At 43.7% G+C, this 15,853-nt stretch carries 14 protein-coding genes, 1 other RNA gene and 1 pseudogene; 10 read left to right on the top strand and 6 right to left on the bottom strand.

The window, feature by feature from the left end; genetic code table 11:
* Positions 1 to 70: 70 nt before the first annotated feature.
* The 5 genes from JMY03_RS10595 to JMY03_RS10575 all read left to right on the top strand — a co-directional run bounded on the left by JMY03_RS10595 (position 71) and on the right by JMY03_RS10575 (position 3,008).
* Positions 71 to 1,084 carry an RDD family protein gene (locus tag JMY03_RS10595; RefSeq protein ID WP_227675601.1) on the top strand — a complete coding sequence of 338 codons (1,014 nt, stop codon included), beginning with the start codon at positions 71 to 73 and terminating at the stop codon, positions 1,082 to 1,084.
* A gap of 279 nt (positions 1,085 to 1,363) precedes the next feature.
* Positions 1,364 to 1,750 carry a 30S ribosomal protein S6 gene (rpsF, locus tag JMY03_RS10590; protein ID WP_025645577.1) on the top strand — a complete coding sequence of 129 codons (387 nt, stop codon included), beginning with the start codon at positions 1,364 to 1,366 and terminating at the stop codon, positions 1,748 to 1,750.
* Positions 1,751 to 1,766: 16 nt separating this feature from the next.
* A complete protein-coding gene (rpsR, locus tag JMY03_RS10585) occupies positions 1,767 to 1,997 on the top strand; it encodes a 30S ribosomal protein S18 (protein WP_010198808.1) in 231 nt (76 codons plus the stop codon).
* Between the two features lie 20 nt (positions 1,998 to 2,017).
* Positions 2,018 to 2,533 carry a 50S ribosomal protein L9 gene (gene rplI, locus JMY03_RS10580; RefSeq protein ID WP_201603588.1) on the top strand — a complete coding sequence of 172 codons (516 nt, stop codon included), beginning with the start codon at positions 2,018 to 2,020 and terminating at the stop codon, positions 2,531 to 2,533.
* 235 nt (positions 2,534 to 2,768) lie between these two features.
* On the top strand, positions 2,769 to 3,008 hold the full coding sequence (locus JMY03_RS10575) for a hypothetical protein (protein WP_201603587.1): 240 nt from the start codon (positions 2,769 to 2,771) through the stop codon (positions 3,006 to 3,008).
* Between the two features lie 260 nt (positions 3,009 to 3,268).
* Here the strand turns inward: JMY03_RS10575 and ssrA are convergent.
* Positions 3,269 to 3,627, bottom strand: a transfer-messenger RNA (tmRNA) gene (ssrA, locus tag JMY03_RS10570).
* A 196-nt stretch (positions 3,628 to 3,823) separates the two neighbouring features.
* Complete coding sequence (locus JMY03_RS10565; protein WP_201603586.1) at positions 3,824 to 4,495, bottom strand: alpha/beta hydrolase; 672 nt, start codon at positions 4,493 to 4,495, stop codon at positions 3,824 to 3,826.
* A gap of 279 nt (positions 4,496 to 4,774) precedes the next feature.
* On the opposite strand from JMY03_RS10565, the gene JMY03_RS10560 reads away from it, so the two are divergent.
* Positions 4,775 to 5,545 carry a response regulator transcription factor gene (locus tag JMY03_RS10560; RefSeq protein ID WP_201603585.1) on the top strand — a complete coding sequence of 257 codons (771 nt, stop codon included), beginning with the start codon at positions 4,775 to 4,777 and terminating at the stop codon, positions 5,543 to 5,545.
* Entirely contained in the window at positions 5,545 to 7,293 is a 1,749-nt protein-coding gene (gene creC / locus JMY03_RS10555; RefSeq protein WP_201603584.1) for a two-component system sensor histidine kinase CreC, read from the top strand. Before JMY03_RS10560 ends, creC begins: the two co-directional genes overlap by 1 nt.
* 111 nt (positions 7,294 to 7,404) lie before the next feature.
* Here the strand turns inward: creC and JMY03_RS10550 are convergent.
* Positions 7,405 to 8,499: pseudogene (locus JMY03_RS10550) on the bottom strand (RNA-guided endonuclease InsQ/TnpB family protein).
* 122 nt (positions 8,500 to 8,621) lie between these two features.
* Here JMY03_RS10550 and JMY03_RS10545 point away from each other — a divergent pair.
* Positions 8,622 to 8,834 (top strand): hypothetical protein, encoded by a 213-nt coding sequence (locus JMY03_RS10545; RefSeq protein ID WP_201556912.1) that lies wholly within the window; start codon positions 8,622 to 8,624, stop codon positions 8,832 to 8,834.
* Between the two features lie 130 nt (positions 8,835 to 8,964).
* On the opposite strand, the gene aroC is transcribed toward JMY03_RS10545, so the two are convergent.
* Positions 8,965 to 10,071, bottom strand: a complete 1,107-nt coding sequence (gene aroC / locus JMY03_RS10540) for a chorismate synthase (protein WP_201603583.1) — start codon at positions 10,069 to 10,071, stop codon at positions 8,965 to 8,967.
* Between the two features lie 98 nt (positions 10,072 to 10,169).
* Complete coding sequence (gene prmB, locus JMY03_RS10535; RefSeq protein ID WP_201603582.1) at positions 10,170 to 11,363, bottom strand: 50S ribosomal protein L3 N(5)-glutamine methyltransferase; 1,194 nt, start codon at positions 11,361 to 11,363, stop codon at positions 10,170 to 10,172.
* A 435-nt stretch (positions 11,364 to 11,798) separates the two neighbouring features.
* Between prmB and JMY03_RS10530 the strand changes: the two genes are divergently transcribed.
* The gene (locus JMY03_RS10530) at positions 11,799 to 13,295 is read left to right on the top strand and encodes a L,D-transpeptidase family protein (RefSeq protein ID WP_201603581.1); all 1,497 of its coding nucleotides are present in this window, start codon (positions 11,799 to 11,801) and stop codon (positions 13,293 to 13,295) included.
* Positions 13,296 to 13,479: 184 nt separating this feature from the next.
* Here the strand turns inward: JMY03_RS10530 and JMY03_RS10525 are convergent, their stop codons facing one another.
* Positions 13,480 to 13,692 carry a hypothetical protein gene (locus JMY03_RS10525; RefSeq protein WP_201603579.1) on the bottom strand — a complete coding sequence of 71 codons (213 nt, stop codon included), beginning with the start codon at positions 13,690 to 13,692 and terminating at the stop codon, positions 13,480 to 13,482.
* Positions 13,693 to 13,965: 273 nt separating this feature from the next.
* Here JMY03_RS10525 and JMY03_RS10520 point away from each other — a divergent pair, with 273 nt between their 5' ends.
* Complete coding sequence (locus tag JMY03_RS10520; RefSeq protein ID WP_227675600.1) at positions 13,966 to 15,726, top strand: TIGR00341 family protein; 1,761 nt, start codon at positions 13,966 to 13,968, stop codon at positions 15,724 to 15,726.
* The last annotated feature ends 127 nt before the right edge of the window (positions 15,727 to 15,853 follow it).

Here is a 15,853-nt window from a genome sequence, read left to right as displayed (position 1 = left end):
TCACTTTGACCCAATAAATTCATTTATAAAAGCAAAAACTTATCATCAGCGAATTAAGATATCATTCATTATGCAAATTTTTCTTGCTCGAAATAATGTCCAAGCAGGCCCTTATACTCTAGATCAGCTCAATATCATGCTTACCTCAGGTGAGGTGGTGCTTGATGATTTGATGTGGCACGAAGGCTTAGCGAACTGGCAACGGCTCGGTGACTTGACAGCCAATCAACCTTACTATCGCCCGACCATGAATAATACAACCGTTAATGGTAGTGATGATGACTCTATTATCAGTAACGTCACTATCTTTCCAGAAGACTCTGATGACACTAATACTAGCGCCAATCAAGACGGTTTGAACGGTAAAAAGCTCTCTTTGGATAGACTCTATGGTAAGCCTGAGCGCTCAGCGACAGATGGTAAAAAGTCTAAAGTAGATATGACCACTAATCGCGACCATTCACCAAGCAATAATATCTCGCTTAATAAGTCTGGCAGCGCTAGAGTAGCAAGCGCCAAAGATGTCGTTATCGGAGATGTAATCTTAGCGCCTGTCATGTCGCGGATACTAGCCACTGCGGTCAATGGTTTGCTCTATATATTAGCCATTTTTCCGTTAGTATTGGCCCTGACCAAAATGGATATCGATTATACTAAATTTCAAGATATTCAAAATATGGACGCCGCTTATCAGTACTCGATGACTTTAATAGAGAGTATCCCTAGTGGTACTTTGATGATGTCACAAGTCATGGTATTTGGCTTATTTGCCCTGCAGCTCTTATTTATTATTCTGCGTGGCCAGTCTTTGGGTAAACTGATTACGGGTATTCGCGTGGTGGATCAAACCACGCATAGAATCCCGTCCTTTTTTAAACTTATTGTTATGCGCACGTTGCTGCTACTTATTGTCTATAATCTACTGTTTTCATTTACGAGTTTTTTAGGTTTTATAGTGATTGCCGTTCATTATTATATGGCCTCAAAAAGTCCCGAGAATATCGGTTGGCATGACAAACTCGCTAAAACTTTAGTGGTTAAAGCAGATAGCAAACAGCTGGTTAAACAGCCTAAAGTGAAATAACTATAGTAAACTCACGTCTCCTAATTAAAATATTTCAAAAAGTAGCGCTTAGTCGCTACTTTTTTTATGGCTAGCCTTATCGTTTGTAAATAATAAGCGCTACAATTAACTCCTTTTATCCGCATTAACCTTTGTGTTAACGCTTGAGTACTGTTATAATACTGCGCTTTATATCCTAAGCTTATCACTCTGTGTAATAATAGCTGAGACTAAGTTTACCTTATAAATCTCCTTGCTACCTGCATAGGGCCGGTAGCTACTAATCCGTAAGGAGTCCAAATGCGACATTACGAAGTGGTGTTAATTGTACACCCAGACCAAAGCGACCAAGTTGTCGGCATGGTTGAACGCTATATCAAGTTGGTTCAAGACAACAATGGTATCATCCATCGTCTAGAAGATTGGGGCCGTCGTCAACTGGCTTATCCAATCAACAAGATTCATAAAGCTCATTATGTGTTATTCAACATCGAAACTGACGGTGAGACTCTAGAAGAGTTAGAAGAGTTATTCCGTTATAACGATGCCATCATCCGTAGCTTAGTCATGCGCCGTGATGAAGCAATCACTGAAGAGTCACAGCTAGCTAAAAACGCCGATGAAAAACGCGCACGTAAAGCTACGCCACGTCGTTCAGACAACAATGACAACAACAGTGAAGACTAATTAAAGGAGAATACTTATGGCACGTTTCTATCGCCGTCGCAAATTCTGCCGTTTCACTGCTGAAGGCATCACTCACATCGATTATAAAGATGTTGAACTGCTAAAACAGTACATCAGTGATAATGGTAAAATTGTACCAAGTCGTATTACTGGTACCTCTACTAAATATCAGCGCCAACTAGCCACTGCTATCAAGCAAGCTCGTTACTTGTCGCTACTTCCGTACACTGACAACCATCAGGGTTAACCGTTAACTAGGAGTGACTCATGCAAATTATTTTGTTACAGCGTATCGTCAACCTTGGTAAACTCGGTGAAACTGTCGATGTAAAACCAGGTTACGGACGTAACTATCTTATCCCTCAGGGCAAAGCGCTTCCTGCTACTAAAGCGAATATCGAAAAGTTCGAAGCTCGCCGTGCTGAGCTTGAAGCTGAAGAAGCCCGCGAGGTCGCTACTGCACAGACTCGTGCTGATGCGTTAACTGACGTTAATGTTATCATGCGTGCGAAATCTGGTGACGAAGGCAAGCTATTCGGTTCTATCGGTACTCGTGATATCGCTGAAGCTCTAACTAACTCAGGTCTAGAAGTAGACCGTTCTGAGATTAAGCTGCCGGAAGGTACACTACGTCAGATTGGCGAATACAACGTTGATATTCAGCTACATCACGACGTTACTGCTAGCATCTTGGTAACTATCTTGTCTGAAGACAATGATGACGAAGACCAAGACGTTGAAGAAGAAGCCGTTGATCAAAACGAAGAGACTTCTGAAGAGTAAGATTTATATTCTCTAATCGAAGTTAAAAAGAAGCCAGTGACATAAAGTCGCTGGCTTCTTTTATATGGCTATAGAATTTGACTAGACTTCAACAAAACACTATAAATATCATACCCTTAGTTTCATACACTACCGTTCAGCATACTCATTCAACCGCTCAGCACCTTCTCCATGTTCTTTTATCATGAATTTTACTATCATAGCGTGCTTCGTTTTAATTGGTAGGAGAACAAACATGATTAAGACTGGTGATAAATTAGTATGTACGAGTGGCAATGCTTTTTATGCAGAAGGACACGTCTATACTGTAGGCGACTTTATTAACGACAAGTTTTTTGAGTTGCCAACTGGCTGTAACGATGAATACTGGTACGCTAAAAGAGACAGCTCTGGTATCTCTATTCATTTTGATACGATGACAACCAAAGTCAGAGATGCTTATTTTGATAAATTAAATAACCAAATTTACGCTTAGAAGAGACTTCTATAGTAGATAGATAATTCTTAGTTTTGCCTAAACCCGCTTTGATATTTAATCGTTTTAAAACTACTTAGTCGCTTTAAAACATAGTAGCTGTAGTACTTGATACTAGCGTCCTAGTATTGATACCTTGTATTTGTAGTAAATAACATGTACATCACACATAAATACTATGAAGAATAAAGCTTGAAAGAATAAAGCTTGTACCATAAAAAAATCCGGTCACTTGATGAAGTGACCGGATTTTTAGTATTTGGTGGAGATGGCGGGAGTTGAACCCGCGTCCGCCAGCATTACGCTCATGACTCTACATGTTTAGTTTCTGTCTTTAGTTTTAGTCCGCACCGATCCGACAGTCAGGATGGATTGGACGAGTCTCTACTTTTGAACCCAAGCGATTGAGACAATCCCTTGTGGCGAACCTATATACGGACGCTTCAACTGGGCTAACCAACTATAGGTAATCGGCAGCGCAGTAAGCAGGGTTTAAGCTGCTAGAGCGTAAGTTTCGTCGTTTGCGACTATAACAATATATGTTTGATTTACGAGAGGACATACACTCTCGACATGCATCATTGAGTTTCATCACCAGCGTCGAAGCCAGAACATCCCCAATAAGACTGAGTATTTTAGACTAACTTCAGCTTTGACTCAACCTATAACCGTTAGTTATTACATTAATTTACAGGTTGGCTATTACGTTTAAAGCTTATTCATCTGTCTTAATTACTCTACTTACTATATAGGGTCAACTTACCTGATTTCAATAGCTAAGAGACTATTTATAAAGCAATATTTATAAGAAAAAGTTAAGCTAAAACCTTATTTAACCATTTACCGATATTCTGGATTTGCGGCATACAGACTTGATGCGCCATGGGATAAGTGTTGAATTCAACGTCATAGCCTTTATCTGTCAATAGCTGCTGGGCTTGCTGGCCTAATACTACTGGCACTACCGGATCTTGCACGCCGTGTTCAATGAGAATCGGTAAGTCTTTATTAAGATCACTATAGCTTAGGCTATCATTGGTTGCCAAATAAGTAGACAAGGTCATAAGACCAGCTAAGCGCTGTGGATAGCTTAGCGCCACATGGTAGGCCACTGCCCCGCCCTGCGAGAACCCAGCGATGACAATATGCTCAGGTTTGACCCCGCGTTCAATCTCGCGCTGAATTAAATCGCGAATTTGCTGCGAAGATTTCTCGATTTGTGCTACGTCGATTTTGCGATCAAGACTCATCTCTAAAATATCGTACCAAGCCGGCATCACCATACCGCCATTAATAGTTACGGGTATCTGCGGCGCATGCGGAAAGATAAATCTTACCGCCATATCATTATCGAGACCCAACTGCGGCACGACTGGCTCAAAATCATGTCCGCTAGCACCTAAGCCGTGTAGCCAAATCACCGCGCGATCTATCTTTTTTTGAGAGGGATTATGCTCTACGGTGACCACATCCAAATAATTACTCATACGATTTCCTTATTTCAGTTCAGACAAATTATTATTACCTACAAAGCATCTTCAAGTCTTGTGATTCTTAGCGGAGTGATTATCCATAAGTTTTTCATACGCTTTGCTTGCCTATCACATAGTCTTCTCAGCTATCTATGCTAGGATAGCTTTATTATAAAACTTATGCTGCTAACAATTCTCTGTATTTATGATGCTAGCCTGCGACTTTTCAATGGCAAAGCTCACAAATACGGTAGCTGTCTTTTAGACACCCAAAAACAATTAAGATAAAACGCTATGACTCATATCCTCTTAGTAGAAGACGATCCGGCTATCGCTATGTCACTCAAAGTGACTTGTAAGCGTGAAGGCTGGCAAATCACTTGGCTTGACAATGCTAGTAGTGTATTGCCAGAGCTGCGTCGTTTGCATGACGCAGAGGCACAAACGTTATCAGCGATTATTTTGGATGTGGGGCTACCAGACGGTGATGGCCTAAGCTTATGCCAACAGATTCGTCATGACTCTGAATTGGGTAGTTTAAAGGATATTCCGATTATATTTTTGACCGCGCGTAGCGATGAGGTTGACCGTATCTTAGGGCTTGAGATGGGCGGTGATGACTATTGTGCTAAGCCTTTTAGCCCGCGAGAATTAGTGGCAAGATTAAAAGCGGTTTGGCGACGTGAGCAGTTATCTAGTCAGTATAAGGAGTCTGATAAGACTATAGATGACGCCGGTTTAGTCTCACAATCGCCGGTCAGCTATACTTATAGCTCAGGAGACTGGCACTATCAGCCGTTGAACTATTCGCTGACTTGGGATGGACAAAAGCTTGAGCTGAGCAATACTGAGCGCAAAATCTTATTGGCTTTATTGCAAGCGCCCAATCAAGTCTTTAGTCGTGAACAGCTGTTAAATGCCATCAGCGATTATCCTGATCATCGCTTGGCAAGAACGATAGACAGCCATGTCAAATCTATCCGTAAGCAGCTGGCCAGCATTCATCCTGATATCGACGTCATCCATACCCATCGTGGTCTGGGCTATGGTCTGTGTCCTGCCTAATGTCTACTTTCCAACACAAAAATAGTGCTGATACGCAGATCAATAGCGATGTAAGTCAAAACAATTGGTATACTAAGCTGCATCCAATGGGTACGTCTCAGCAGCAAGCTCAGCCTAAACAGCCGCTAAATTTAAGTATATTTTTTCGGATTTGGTTGGCGGTGGCTTTGATCCTGATAGTCTCAGGCATTGTGGTATTTACGCAGCTATTTGAGCACGTCAAGCCTACCGCGCAGCAAGTCATTGAAGATACTTTGCTCGATACCAGTAAGATGATAGCTGCCAATCTCCAAGAACCTGTACAATCAGGGCAAATATCAAACACCGCCTATCAGCAACAGTTAGATAGCGCTTTTATCGCTCAGCCCGCTAGCTTTAAAGATCACAGTATTAAAAGTAAAACGGCTAAAACCGCTTATAACCTAGATAATGAGCCTGAATATAAGCAAAAAACGGCGAGCAGCTTTCGGCTTTACGTTACCAATAGTCAAGGCATCGTTCTGTACGACTCCCTACCCGCATCTGATAATGCTGAAGGCGCAGACTATAGCCGCTGGAACGATGTGTATCTGACCCTTAGAGGCCAGTACGGCGCGCGCAGTACGCCTGACACTAACAGCACCCGCGGCAGCTCAATTATGTATGTCGCTCAGCCTATCAAGGATGATTTAGGTCACTTGATTGGCGTGGTCAGTGTCGGTAAACCGGTCGATAGCGTCTTACCCTATCTCGATAATACGCGCCAGCGTATGCTGATCACGACTCTACTTATTAGTATTGTTTCACTGATTTTGGCAGGACTTGTCGCTTGGTGGCTGCAGCAAAGTATCAGTCTTGTGACTCGCTATACTAGCGCGCTTGCCGAGGACACTAAAAAGCCATACTTTTATTTAGCTCATGAGCTCAACAGCTTGACCGACACTATCGAGTCGATGAAACATCGGTTAGAGAATAGAGCGTACGTTAGCGACTATGTACACACGCTGACTCATGAGCTAAAGAGTCCTCTGACCGCTATTCGCGCAAGCGGTGAGCTATTAGAAGATGACAATCTAGATCTAGACGATAGGCAGATGCTTAGCCAAGCGATTGGCGAGCAGAGTATCAAAATGCAGCAGCTCATTGATCGGCTGTTACTGCTGGCGAAAGTTGAGCAGCCCACTTTTAGATTAAACCGTCAAGCTATCTCGCTAACTCCTATCCTCACTAGCCTAATAAAAGACAGTAGCGTTAAGGTTCAGCAACGTAGCCTAGCCTCTATTAGATTTTTTATTGATAATGAGCCAATAAATAATCTTGCCACTGAGCAAGATTATCCATCTACCCTTTTAGCCAAAACCACCATTGCAGCCGATCGCTTTTGGTTAGTGCAAGCGCTGCAAAACGTCCTTGATAATGCCATTTATTTCGCTAGCAATGAGGTGAGTATTGAGGTGACGACGGCACAAAACAGCGTCACGATTGATATCTTAAATGATGGCCAGCCACTCCCTGATTACGCTATCGCCAAAGCTTTTGATCGTTATTTTAGCCTCTCGCATCAAAAACAATCGCCTCAAGCAAACGGTAATCATTTGAAAAAAGGTACCGGGCTTGGCTTAACTTTAGTCAAGCAAGTCATTGAGCATCATGGCGGCAGCGTTAGTATCGATAACGTAGATGACTATATAAACCATACAGCAACTAAAACCCTTAGCAGTCCCTCTCAAGGTGTGTTGGTGCGTATTATCTTACCTTTGGCTAACTAAGATTAATTCATTAAACATCCATCATCTCTGCACAGGGTTCATACCTCAATATTCTACGATAGCTCTATCGAAACTTGCTATCTAGACTTAAGGTTTGACTTCCTCCCCTCCCTAAACGGAGGGGATTCCTTCTACAAGACGGTCAAGCCCGACCGCAAGAATGTTTTTGGCCGCGTTAATATCGCGGTCATGAGTGACACCGCACTCGCATATCCACTCTCTTATACCAAGACCTTCTCTACCTTTCGGACTGTCTTGGCGAGAGCCGCAATTTGATCAGGTTTGGGTGGTGTACGCTTCATTGACTTCGATATAGTGGCAACCTGCGTTCGCGCATTTGTAATCCAGTTGTCGCTTCATCTCAAACCATCCTGCGTCATAGACAGACTTAGCTAGTTTGCTTGAAGTAAATGAGCTTGATTGAAGTTTACCGACCACTATCAAGGCGTTGTCCTTAATCAGACTGGTGGTAAACTTGTGAATTAAGTCTTGACGAGTGTTTTTTATCTTGGCGTGAATGGCTTTTACGCGCTTTTTATGGTTTGCTCTTTGAGCAATGGTAAGTTTTTTAGCCCATTTCTGGGTTTGCTTAATGGTTAGCTTGTCGCCTTGGCTGCTGGTAGCAGCATCCTTACACCCTAAATCAACACCAACCTTACCATCACCACCTTTAACCTTAGGAAAGTCTTTAACGGTGATACAGGCATACCAGTGGCCGCGATTGTCTTGCACTAGCTCCAGAGTATTGATGCTGTACAGGGCTAGATTATAGCTGTCCCATAGATCTATTGTGAGTTTTTTACCCTTAGCGAGGCTTAGTTGGATAGTGGACTTAAGGCTTTTCTTGCCTGATTGACGGGTTGCTAAGTGCTTAATGGCAGTCTTTCTAAACGGAATCCAGCCCAAGCTTCTTCTCTTGGCTTTTGGATTATTAGTACGCCAGTTGAGTTTGGCTTTTTTAAACTGTTTACGGGATTTAGCGTGAACCTCACTGATCGCTTGCAAGGTTTGACTGTGCAGATTTAGGTATTCACTAGCCCCTTTGGTGTAAGTGGCCAAGTCATAGGCTGAAAAGAATTTGCCAGTGCGCTGTAAATGTTTAAAACTAAGCACATTGACGTAATTCCAGACAAAGTTGACCGCACCAGCTAAGATATTGAGCTGCTTGGCATGTTTGTCTTTGGTGCGTAGTTTGAGCGTTTTCATAGAATGATTATGATCTCAATAAGCAGAGTTGACAAGGTAGATGTCATCTTAGGTGACAACGGTTGACGCCTTACATCCATGCCCTAGAAGGATGTGGTTTTACGGCGCTGGTGATAAATGCTATGCAAAAACTCATTCCAACTCATACTACAGCCACTCATTTAACAAGCACTTACTTAGGGTATAGCCGTCAGGAGTGTCGCCAATTATTGGCTAACTCTAATATTGACAGTATTACCTTTGCATACTGGCTTGCTATTCCCAGTCAGCAGCTCTTATTGGTTTTTAAGCACCAACGCTGCGTAGCCGTTGATTACTATTCGAATGTCGCTTAATAAACAGTAAAGCTAAGCACTTCTTATCCCTTTTACTTACAAGCACAAAAAAACCTTTTACTCTTAATCAGCCTTGTTAGATGACTTTCATTAAAAGTAAAAGGCTTGCTACTACCTAAACGGCTTTACGCTATTTAGTAATCGCAGCTACTGGCGCGACTACGTCTGCATTTTGACCGCGGTGACGCAAGTAATGATCGAGTAATACAATCGCGAGCATCGCCTCAGCGATAGGCGTCGCTCTTACTCCAACGCAAGGATCATGACGGCCTTTAGTGAGCATATCGATCGCTTCGCCATCGGTGTTTATACTTTTGCCAGGGGTGGTAATACTAGAAGTAGGCTTGAGCGCGATACTTACGCTAATATCTTGCCCAGAGGAGATACCGCCCAAGATACCGCCAGCATGATTGGCAGTAAAGCCATCCGGAGTCATCTCATCGCGAGATTTATGACCGAATTGACCGGCGACCGCCATACCATCACCGATCTCCACACCTTTCACCGCATTGATGCTCATCATCGCATGGGCAATCTCAGCATCTAGGCGATCAAATACCGGCTCACCAAGCCCGACCGGTACGCCGCTTGCGACAACCTCAAGCTTAGCACCGCAGCTGGTGCCCGCGCGTCGCAGACTATCGATTAAGGTCTCAAAACGCGATACTGCTTCGCTATCCGCGCAAAAGAATGGATTGCTATTGACGAATTCCCAGTCGATTTGGCTTGGATCAGTGACTTGGCTGTACTCATTACCAATCTGGGTCACATGCCCATGAATCTGTATACCTAAGCGCTCAGACAGATACTTCTTAGCGATAGCGCCTGCGGCCACACGCATGGCAGTCTCGCGAGCTGAAGAGCGCCCGCCGCCGCGATAATCACGAAAGCCGTACTTCATACTATAAGTATAATCGGCATGACCGGGGCGGAAGGTATCTTTAATGTCGCTATAGTCTTTAGATTTTTGATTGGTATTACGGATCAGTAAGCCAATAGAAGTACCTGTCGTTTTACCTTCAAAGACGCCAGAGATGATCTCGACTTCATCGGGCTCGCGGCGCTGGGTTGCGTACTTAGAAGTCCCAGGTTTACGGCGATCTAGATCAACTTGCAAGTCCTCGCTAGATAACGCCATACCTGGCGGCACGCCATCGACGATAGCCATCAGGCCAGACCCATGCGACTCTCCGCAAGTTGTGACACTAAAGAGTTTTCCTATACTATTACCTGCCATGTCTATCTATCCTTCAATACTCAATGCTATTAATATTGGGCTACTGTCCATCTTACGCTTTTGGCTTCACTTACTTCTTTACTGGTAGAAGGTACTGATTATTGCACCTGATGACTCTCTAAAAGCTGTACATAATGGGCAAATGACTCACGGTGCTCTAACAGGTCATCATAAGTGATCGCAAAGATACCGTGACCGCCATGAGCGAACTTTAACCAATTAAACTGAATATCAGGATAAGCTTGCATCAGTGCCCATTCACTATCGCCAACCTCACAGACGAGTAGACCTTCTGGCGTCAAGTAATCAGCGGCGTCATACAAAATCTTGTGTACTAGATCTAAGCCGTCTTGACCGGCGGCTAACGCATGATCAGGCTCATATAGAAACTCAGGCGGCAAGTCAGCCATGATTGCCGCATCAACATAAGGCGGGTTAGTGACAATAAGCTCGTACTGATTGTCGCTTGGGAGCTTAGCAAACAAATCAGATTCAATCACATTGATTTGATGCCCCAGATCATGATGATCGACATTGACCATCGCCACCTCAAGCGCGCCTTTATCGATATCAGCGGCGTCCACCAAAGCATCGACAAAACGTGTCGCAAGCGCAATAGCAATACAGCCAGAACCTGTGCACAAGTCTAAGATACGCTCAGGCTGCGTCAACTGCTTCATGTCAAGGCCGTGCTCGAAGAACTTAGTGGCTGACTTGCCTGCATCCATAGCGTTTATGCTGCTGATACCAATCGGCTTGGCAAGCTCATTGACATCGAAATATGGATAGAACTGCTGACGGATCAACTCAGCTATCGGCGAGCGCGGAATAAGCACACGCTCATCCACATAAAAAGGTAAATCACAAAAATACGCTAAATTGATCAAATAACTAAGCGGCTTACGTTGAATGATACGCGCTTCTAATAGCTCTAGCACTGCTTGCTTCTCTGAGGCAGTCAGACGGCAGTCTAATATTTGCTCATTTGCTGACCAGTCAAGCGACAAAGAGTGCAAAACAATAGCAGAAGCCTCAGCGAATTCGTCGGTCGTACCTTGCGCTACTACCACATCATAGTTCCGCAATTGCGTCACACAAAAACGAATGAAATCGCGAATCGTCACTAATTGCTGACGCGCCTCTTCAAGCTCACTATGAAAATTAGCAAATTCGCTATGCTCGGTGTCTTCAGCATTTAGCTCATGTCCATCTAGATCGTGACCATCATAGTCGTACTGATTTGGATTTTGCTGCTGAAAGTCTTCTGCGCTCATTATCTGCTCGTCTGACATACGGCCTCTTTTATGGTTTGTTTGATAGCATTAAGGTTTGTTGATAGCATAAAATTATTGGTTTCGATTTAAAGCATTATAAACTTAAAGCGAATATGACGCCAATCAATCCTACAACTGATAATAGCAAATCCCCGGTTGCACTCTACTCAGACGAACTGCGCTTCTAGAGCAACCATGTTATGATAGAAGCATGCTTAGTATAAGTTGCATTAATAGTACCTGACTCGAAAGCACCTTACTCGCTTCTTGCTAAGCGTCTGTTTTGCGCAATATACTCTTTATATTATGACTCAATCCTCTCTCCCTAGTCATTAAAGCGTCAACGCCTGACGTCTGTCTGCTCATTACTACAAAAAGAGGGGTTAAAAGTTTGCGAAGCGTCCAGATAATGCGCATAATACTTCCATAATAACCACCACATTGTGACCCTTTATGATGAAAATAAAACCTATTGTAACTGCACTCTCTATTGCCACGCTGAGTCTTAGTGCCACTGTCTTTGCTGCACCGACAGACAATACTCGTACTTTGCCTGTAGACAATTTGCCAGATATCGACAGCTTATCTGGTATCAATCTAGAAGAGAGTCGTAGCAGCTCAGTTGATAGTGATACGCGTAACACTTTGCCGAATAACGACTCAGCAACCAATGCTCAGCCGCAAGTGAGTACGCCGGCAGCCTCTGATAGAATGGGACAACTGATTGACAGTAAACGCGCCGCTCAGCCTAATATCGGGACTGGCATAGCTTCTAACGACATAGCTTCTAACGATATAGCTTCTACAGACATCGCTGCTAACAACACAGCATCTAACGCTGTTGCCGCTGATAATATGAGCGTAGAAGAGCTCACCCGTAAAGACCAGCAGTCTGATACGACTGATGATATCAGTGACGGTCAGGCTCTAGCAGGCCCTAGTAGTGCGGCAGCGGACACCTCAAATTTTGAAGTCACTAATAGCGCACAGCTCCAAAACATCGGCGATGAGTCTGCTATCAAGAGCATCGAGGATAAGAATGGTAAGAGATATACCACGCTAGATTTATCCAATTATGCCAAGCAAGTCAATGGCTCGACTTGGTCGCCCAACATGAACGTCAACTCAGCGATGACGATTAAATTGCAAGCGCTTCTCGACTGGAACCATGCTTCACCAGGCCCTATCGATGGTGGTTGGGGTATGAATAGTAAAAAGGCGCTCGTCAACTTTCAAAACATGAAAGCTCTGCCTGCTACTGGTAAAATGGATCAAAAAACTTGGGATGCTCTTAACAAAAACATTCCTGCCAATAAGCCAGTACTAGTCACTTATACCATTACTGAAGATGATGTAAATACTAATTTTGCTAGATTGCCATCTGGCTCTGAGGCAAAGTCAAAAGTCAAAGGCCTTTACTATCAAGACATCAAAGAGATGTTAGGCGAGCGCTTCCATATGGATGTACGCTATCTCGATAAGTTAAACAAAAACAAAACGTACAAGGCGGGCGAGACCATCACCGTATTAAACAATCGTGAGCCTCTCAATCAACGTATCAACCATATGGTCGCCAATAAAGCGGATAAAACATTATACGCTTATAACGGTGATAAATTAGTTGCCACTTATCCGACGACCATCGGTAGTACGAGCACCCCTTCCCCGCAAGGCAGCTTTAAGATTATCAATAAAGTCAAGATGCCATGGTATAAAGCGACCGTTGGCAAAGGTGACGATAAGAAAGTACATATGCTGCCGCCAGGACCTAATAGTCCTGTAGGCGTGGTATGGATGGGACTATCAAAACCTTCTTATGGTATTCATGGCTCACCGAAGCCTGAGGGCATCAGTCGCCAAGCCTCGGCAGGCTGCGTGCGTTTGACCAACTGGGATGTGCTAGAAGTCTACGCCAATATCGAAAATGGCGCGACCGTTGAGCTACAATAACGGCTGAGCTACGAGCGTATATCTGACGTCAAAAACAGTCTTAACAAAAATAAAAAAGCAGCCTCCACATAGGCTGTTTTTTTATTTAAATCATAACGTTTAGACCCAAAGCCCTTGCTAAGTCTACAAGCTAGACTGCCCTTCAAACACTTCTAAGCTTTATAGCATTTAAGCCTGATAGTTGCTAAGCCTTATAGCCTTCTTCATTACCGGTAATGCTGCCTATTTTTTTGGTAAAAAATAAACCGACTGGAATAGCGACTAGTAGTCCTATGACTATGACTATTTGAATATGCCGTATCTCGTTAAAGCCGGTTACTAAAGCGGCGATCATCAGTAAGCCGACGATGACAGTAGCTGCCATAGAGTAAACAACAGAAAGTAGTGGCCAGTTCATAGTCTAATCCTTATCTTTTGTATGGGTATAATTACTTTATACCTTAAACCCACATAAAAAGTAAGTCTTTATTATAACCAGCAAAGCCACCAAAACTAGGCGACTAATCGCTAAACCCATGCTAATATTAGGGAGTTATCTAGCGTATTAAAAACACTTACTTTACCGCTTACTCTGCTACTCAGAGCTCGCTTGTCGCAAAAATCTATACTTTCTCCCCTATTTGTCTTTACAATAGTGATTTTCTTCTTGCCTTTGAGAAAGTCCAATACTATGACCGCTAACCCTGCTAGCCGCTCTAATAGCTCTAATAAATCTGACAACAAGAACGCTCAAGAGCCTGCATCTACCCCTAATAGTAATGATAGTAATTTTGATAATAGTGTCGACGTCGACGACGCTGGCGAGCATGCTGATAACAACGAGTCCTTAGAGTCTGAAAGTGAAGAGATAAATACCGCAGAAGTAGGACATCATCATTCTGACGCGAAAGTGACGATGACGGCTATTAGCGAAGAAGTGGTTGTCGCGACGGTTGAAGATATCACACCTGAGATGGCGCAAGCTCAAGCTGTCAACTTAGAAGCTGCGGACTTTAGCATTTCTAACGTCAGTTTTTCTAACATCGACTTTGCTCACTTGGCAATGGCTGACTTAGTATTTACTAAAGCCAACAGTGCCACTGTCACTGCTAATACCCAAGCAGCTGATGAAAACGCCCTTACCGATGACTCAGGAACTAGCGCCCATGGCGACACTGCTGATGTCGATAGTAACCAGTCTGATGAACAAGCGATGTGTGTTGATGAAGCGTATATAGAAAACAGTGAGACAGCAAAGGTATCCGGCAACACAGACGCTAGCAATATAGATTCTAAGCAAAGCGAGAACGACTCTAAGAGTACTGCAGAGGAAGAAAACGCAAAAGAGGAAGTACAAGAGAAAAAAGAAGCGAAGCTTGAGTCTTATAAGCAGTTTGTCGCTGAACAGTTTAGTAACCAAAAAGTCGATTATCCAGAAGTACGCGTCAAAATCGAGGCCAATGCCCTACCGAGTAAGATGTATTTTATTATGAACATCCTCTCGGCCATTATCGCAAGCTATGGCTTAGTGACTAATTCTGCAGCGGTTGTCATCGGCGCGATGCTAGTGGCGATGATGTTAGGACCTATCACTGGCGTGGCGCTCGCGATTATTGACCACCGTATGCCGCTACTGTGGAAGTCGCTATTTACGGTCATCGCGGGCGTCTCTTTAGTGGTGCTCGTAGGCTTTTTGATCGGGCTGCTGCATAACGATCAACCGCTGACCGCTGAGATTTTATCGCGTACTCAGCCCACTTCTATGGACTTAATGATTGCGCTAGCTGGCGGCACAGCTGGCGCGTATGCGATGGTATCACCACATCTATCGGTCGCGGTCGTAGGCGTCGCGGTAGCCACCGCTTTGGTGCCTCCTCTAGCGGCAAGCGGTATTTTATTCGCTCATAGCGAGATGCAATTAGGTCTTGGGGCGCTATTGTTAGCTATTACTAATATTATCGCTATTCAATTTACCAACGCTTTAGTGCTCTGGCTACTTGGCTTTCGCCGCCTAGTCGATGATGATTATCAATCAAACACTTATTTGACTTTTTTACGCCGCAATGCAGTGACCTTATTACTACTTGCCGGACTCGGTACTTATTTGACTATCAATCTACAAACCAATGCTAAGCAGCAAGTCTTTGAGAGCAGCACTAAAGAGGCGATAAACAGCTATTTTATCGACAAAGGCAATGTACTGACCAACACTCAATTTGAGACCTCGAATGAGAACCAAATCGTGCGCGCTATTATTCGCGGCGAGACGACTCCTAGCTCTTACGATGTCCAGCAAATTGAGGCGCTCATCACCGCTGATATGGTAGAGAACTTTCCGGAGTATCTACCCATTAAGCTACAACTGCGCTACCTACCTGTACAAGTCATTGAAGCCAATCCATTAGTTACCGATAAACTAGATAAGACAGACGCGGCCATCTTGACCAATTAACGACTGTTTTATGACTGCTAGTGTATTAGCCCTCACAGTGACTATTTGCGAATGTTCAACGAGGGCGGTATGTGCTAAAATCGCGGGCAAATTTAATATTCTACAACTATCTTAAAACCATTTTTTG

The organism is Psychrobacter submarinus (genome assembly GCF_904846685.1).
Classification (GTDB): Bacteria; Pseudomonadota; Gammaproteobacteria; order Pseudomonadales; family Moraxellaceae; genus Psychrobacter; species Psychrobacter submarinus.
This window is presented reverse-complemented; position numbering and strand designations above follow the sequence as displayed.

What these genes read in the sequence shown, in the direction of transcription:
- rpsF (WP_025645577.1), top strand. Translation starts at nt 1,364, where the DNA reads ATGCGACATTACGAAGTGGTGTTAATTGTACACCCAGACCAAAGCGAC.
- JMY03_RS10565 (WP_201603586.1), bottom strand. Translation starts at nt 4,495, where the DNA reads ATGAGTAATTATTTGGATGTGGTCACCGTAGAGCATAATCCCTCTCAA.
- rpsR (WP_010198808.1), top strand. Translation starts at nt 1,767, where the DNA reads ATGGCACGTTTCTATCGCCGTCGCAAATTCTGCCGTTTCACTGCTGAA.
- creC (WP_201603584.1), top strand. Translation starts at nt 5,545, where the DNA reads ATGTCTACTTTCCAACACAAAAATAGTGCTGATACGCAGATCAATAGC.
- JMY03_RS10560 (WP_201603585.1), top strand. Translation starts at nt 4,775, where the DNA reads ATGACTCATATCCTCTTAGTAGAAGACGATCCGGCTATCGCTATGTCA.
- rplI (WP_201603588.1), top strand. Translation starts at nt 2,018, where the DNA reads ATGCAAATTATTTTGTTACAGCGTATCGTCAACCTTGGTAAACTCGGT.
- JMY03_RS10575 (WP_201603587.1), top strand. Translation starts at nt 2,769, where the DNA reads ATGATTAAGACTGGTGATAAATTAGTATGTACGAGTGGCAATGCTTTT.
- JMY03_RS10525 (WP_201603579.1), bottom strand. Translation starts at nt 13,692, where the DNA reads ATGAACTGGCCACTACTTTCTGTTGTTTACTCTATGGCAGCTACTGTC.
- JMY03_RS10595 (WP_227675601.1), top strand. Translation starts at nt 71, where the DNA reads ATGCAAATTTTTCTTGCTCGAAATAATGTCCAAGCAGGCCCTTATACT.
- prmB (WP_201603582.1), bottom strand. Translation starts at nt 11,363, where the DNA reads ATGTCAGACGAGCAGATAATGAGCGCAGAAGACTTTCAGCAGCAAAAT.
- JMY03_RS10520 (WP_227675600.1), top strand. Translation starts at nt 13,966, where the DNA reads ATGACCGCTAACCCTGCTAGCCGCTCTAATAGCTCTAATAAATCTGAC.
- JMY03_RS10530 (WP_201603581.1), top strand. Translation starts at nt 11,799, where the DNA reads ATGATGAAAATAAAACCTATTGTAACTGCACTCTCTATTGCCACGCTG.
- aroC (WP_201603583.1), bottom strand. Translation starts at nt 10,071, where the DNA reads ATGGCAGGTAATAGTATAGGAAAACTCTTTAGTGTCACAACTTGCGGA.
- JMY03_RS10545 (WP_201556912.1), top strand. Translation starts at nt 8,622, where the DNA reads ATGCAAAAACTCATTCCAACTCATACTACAGCCACTCATTTAACAAGC.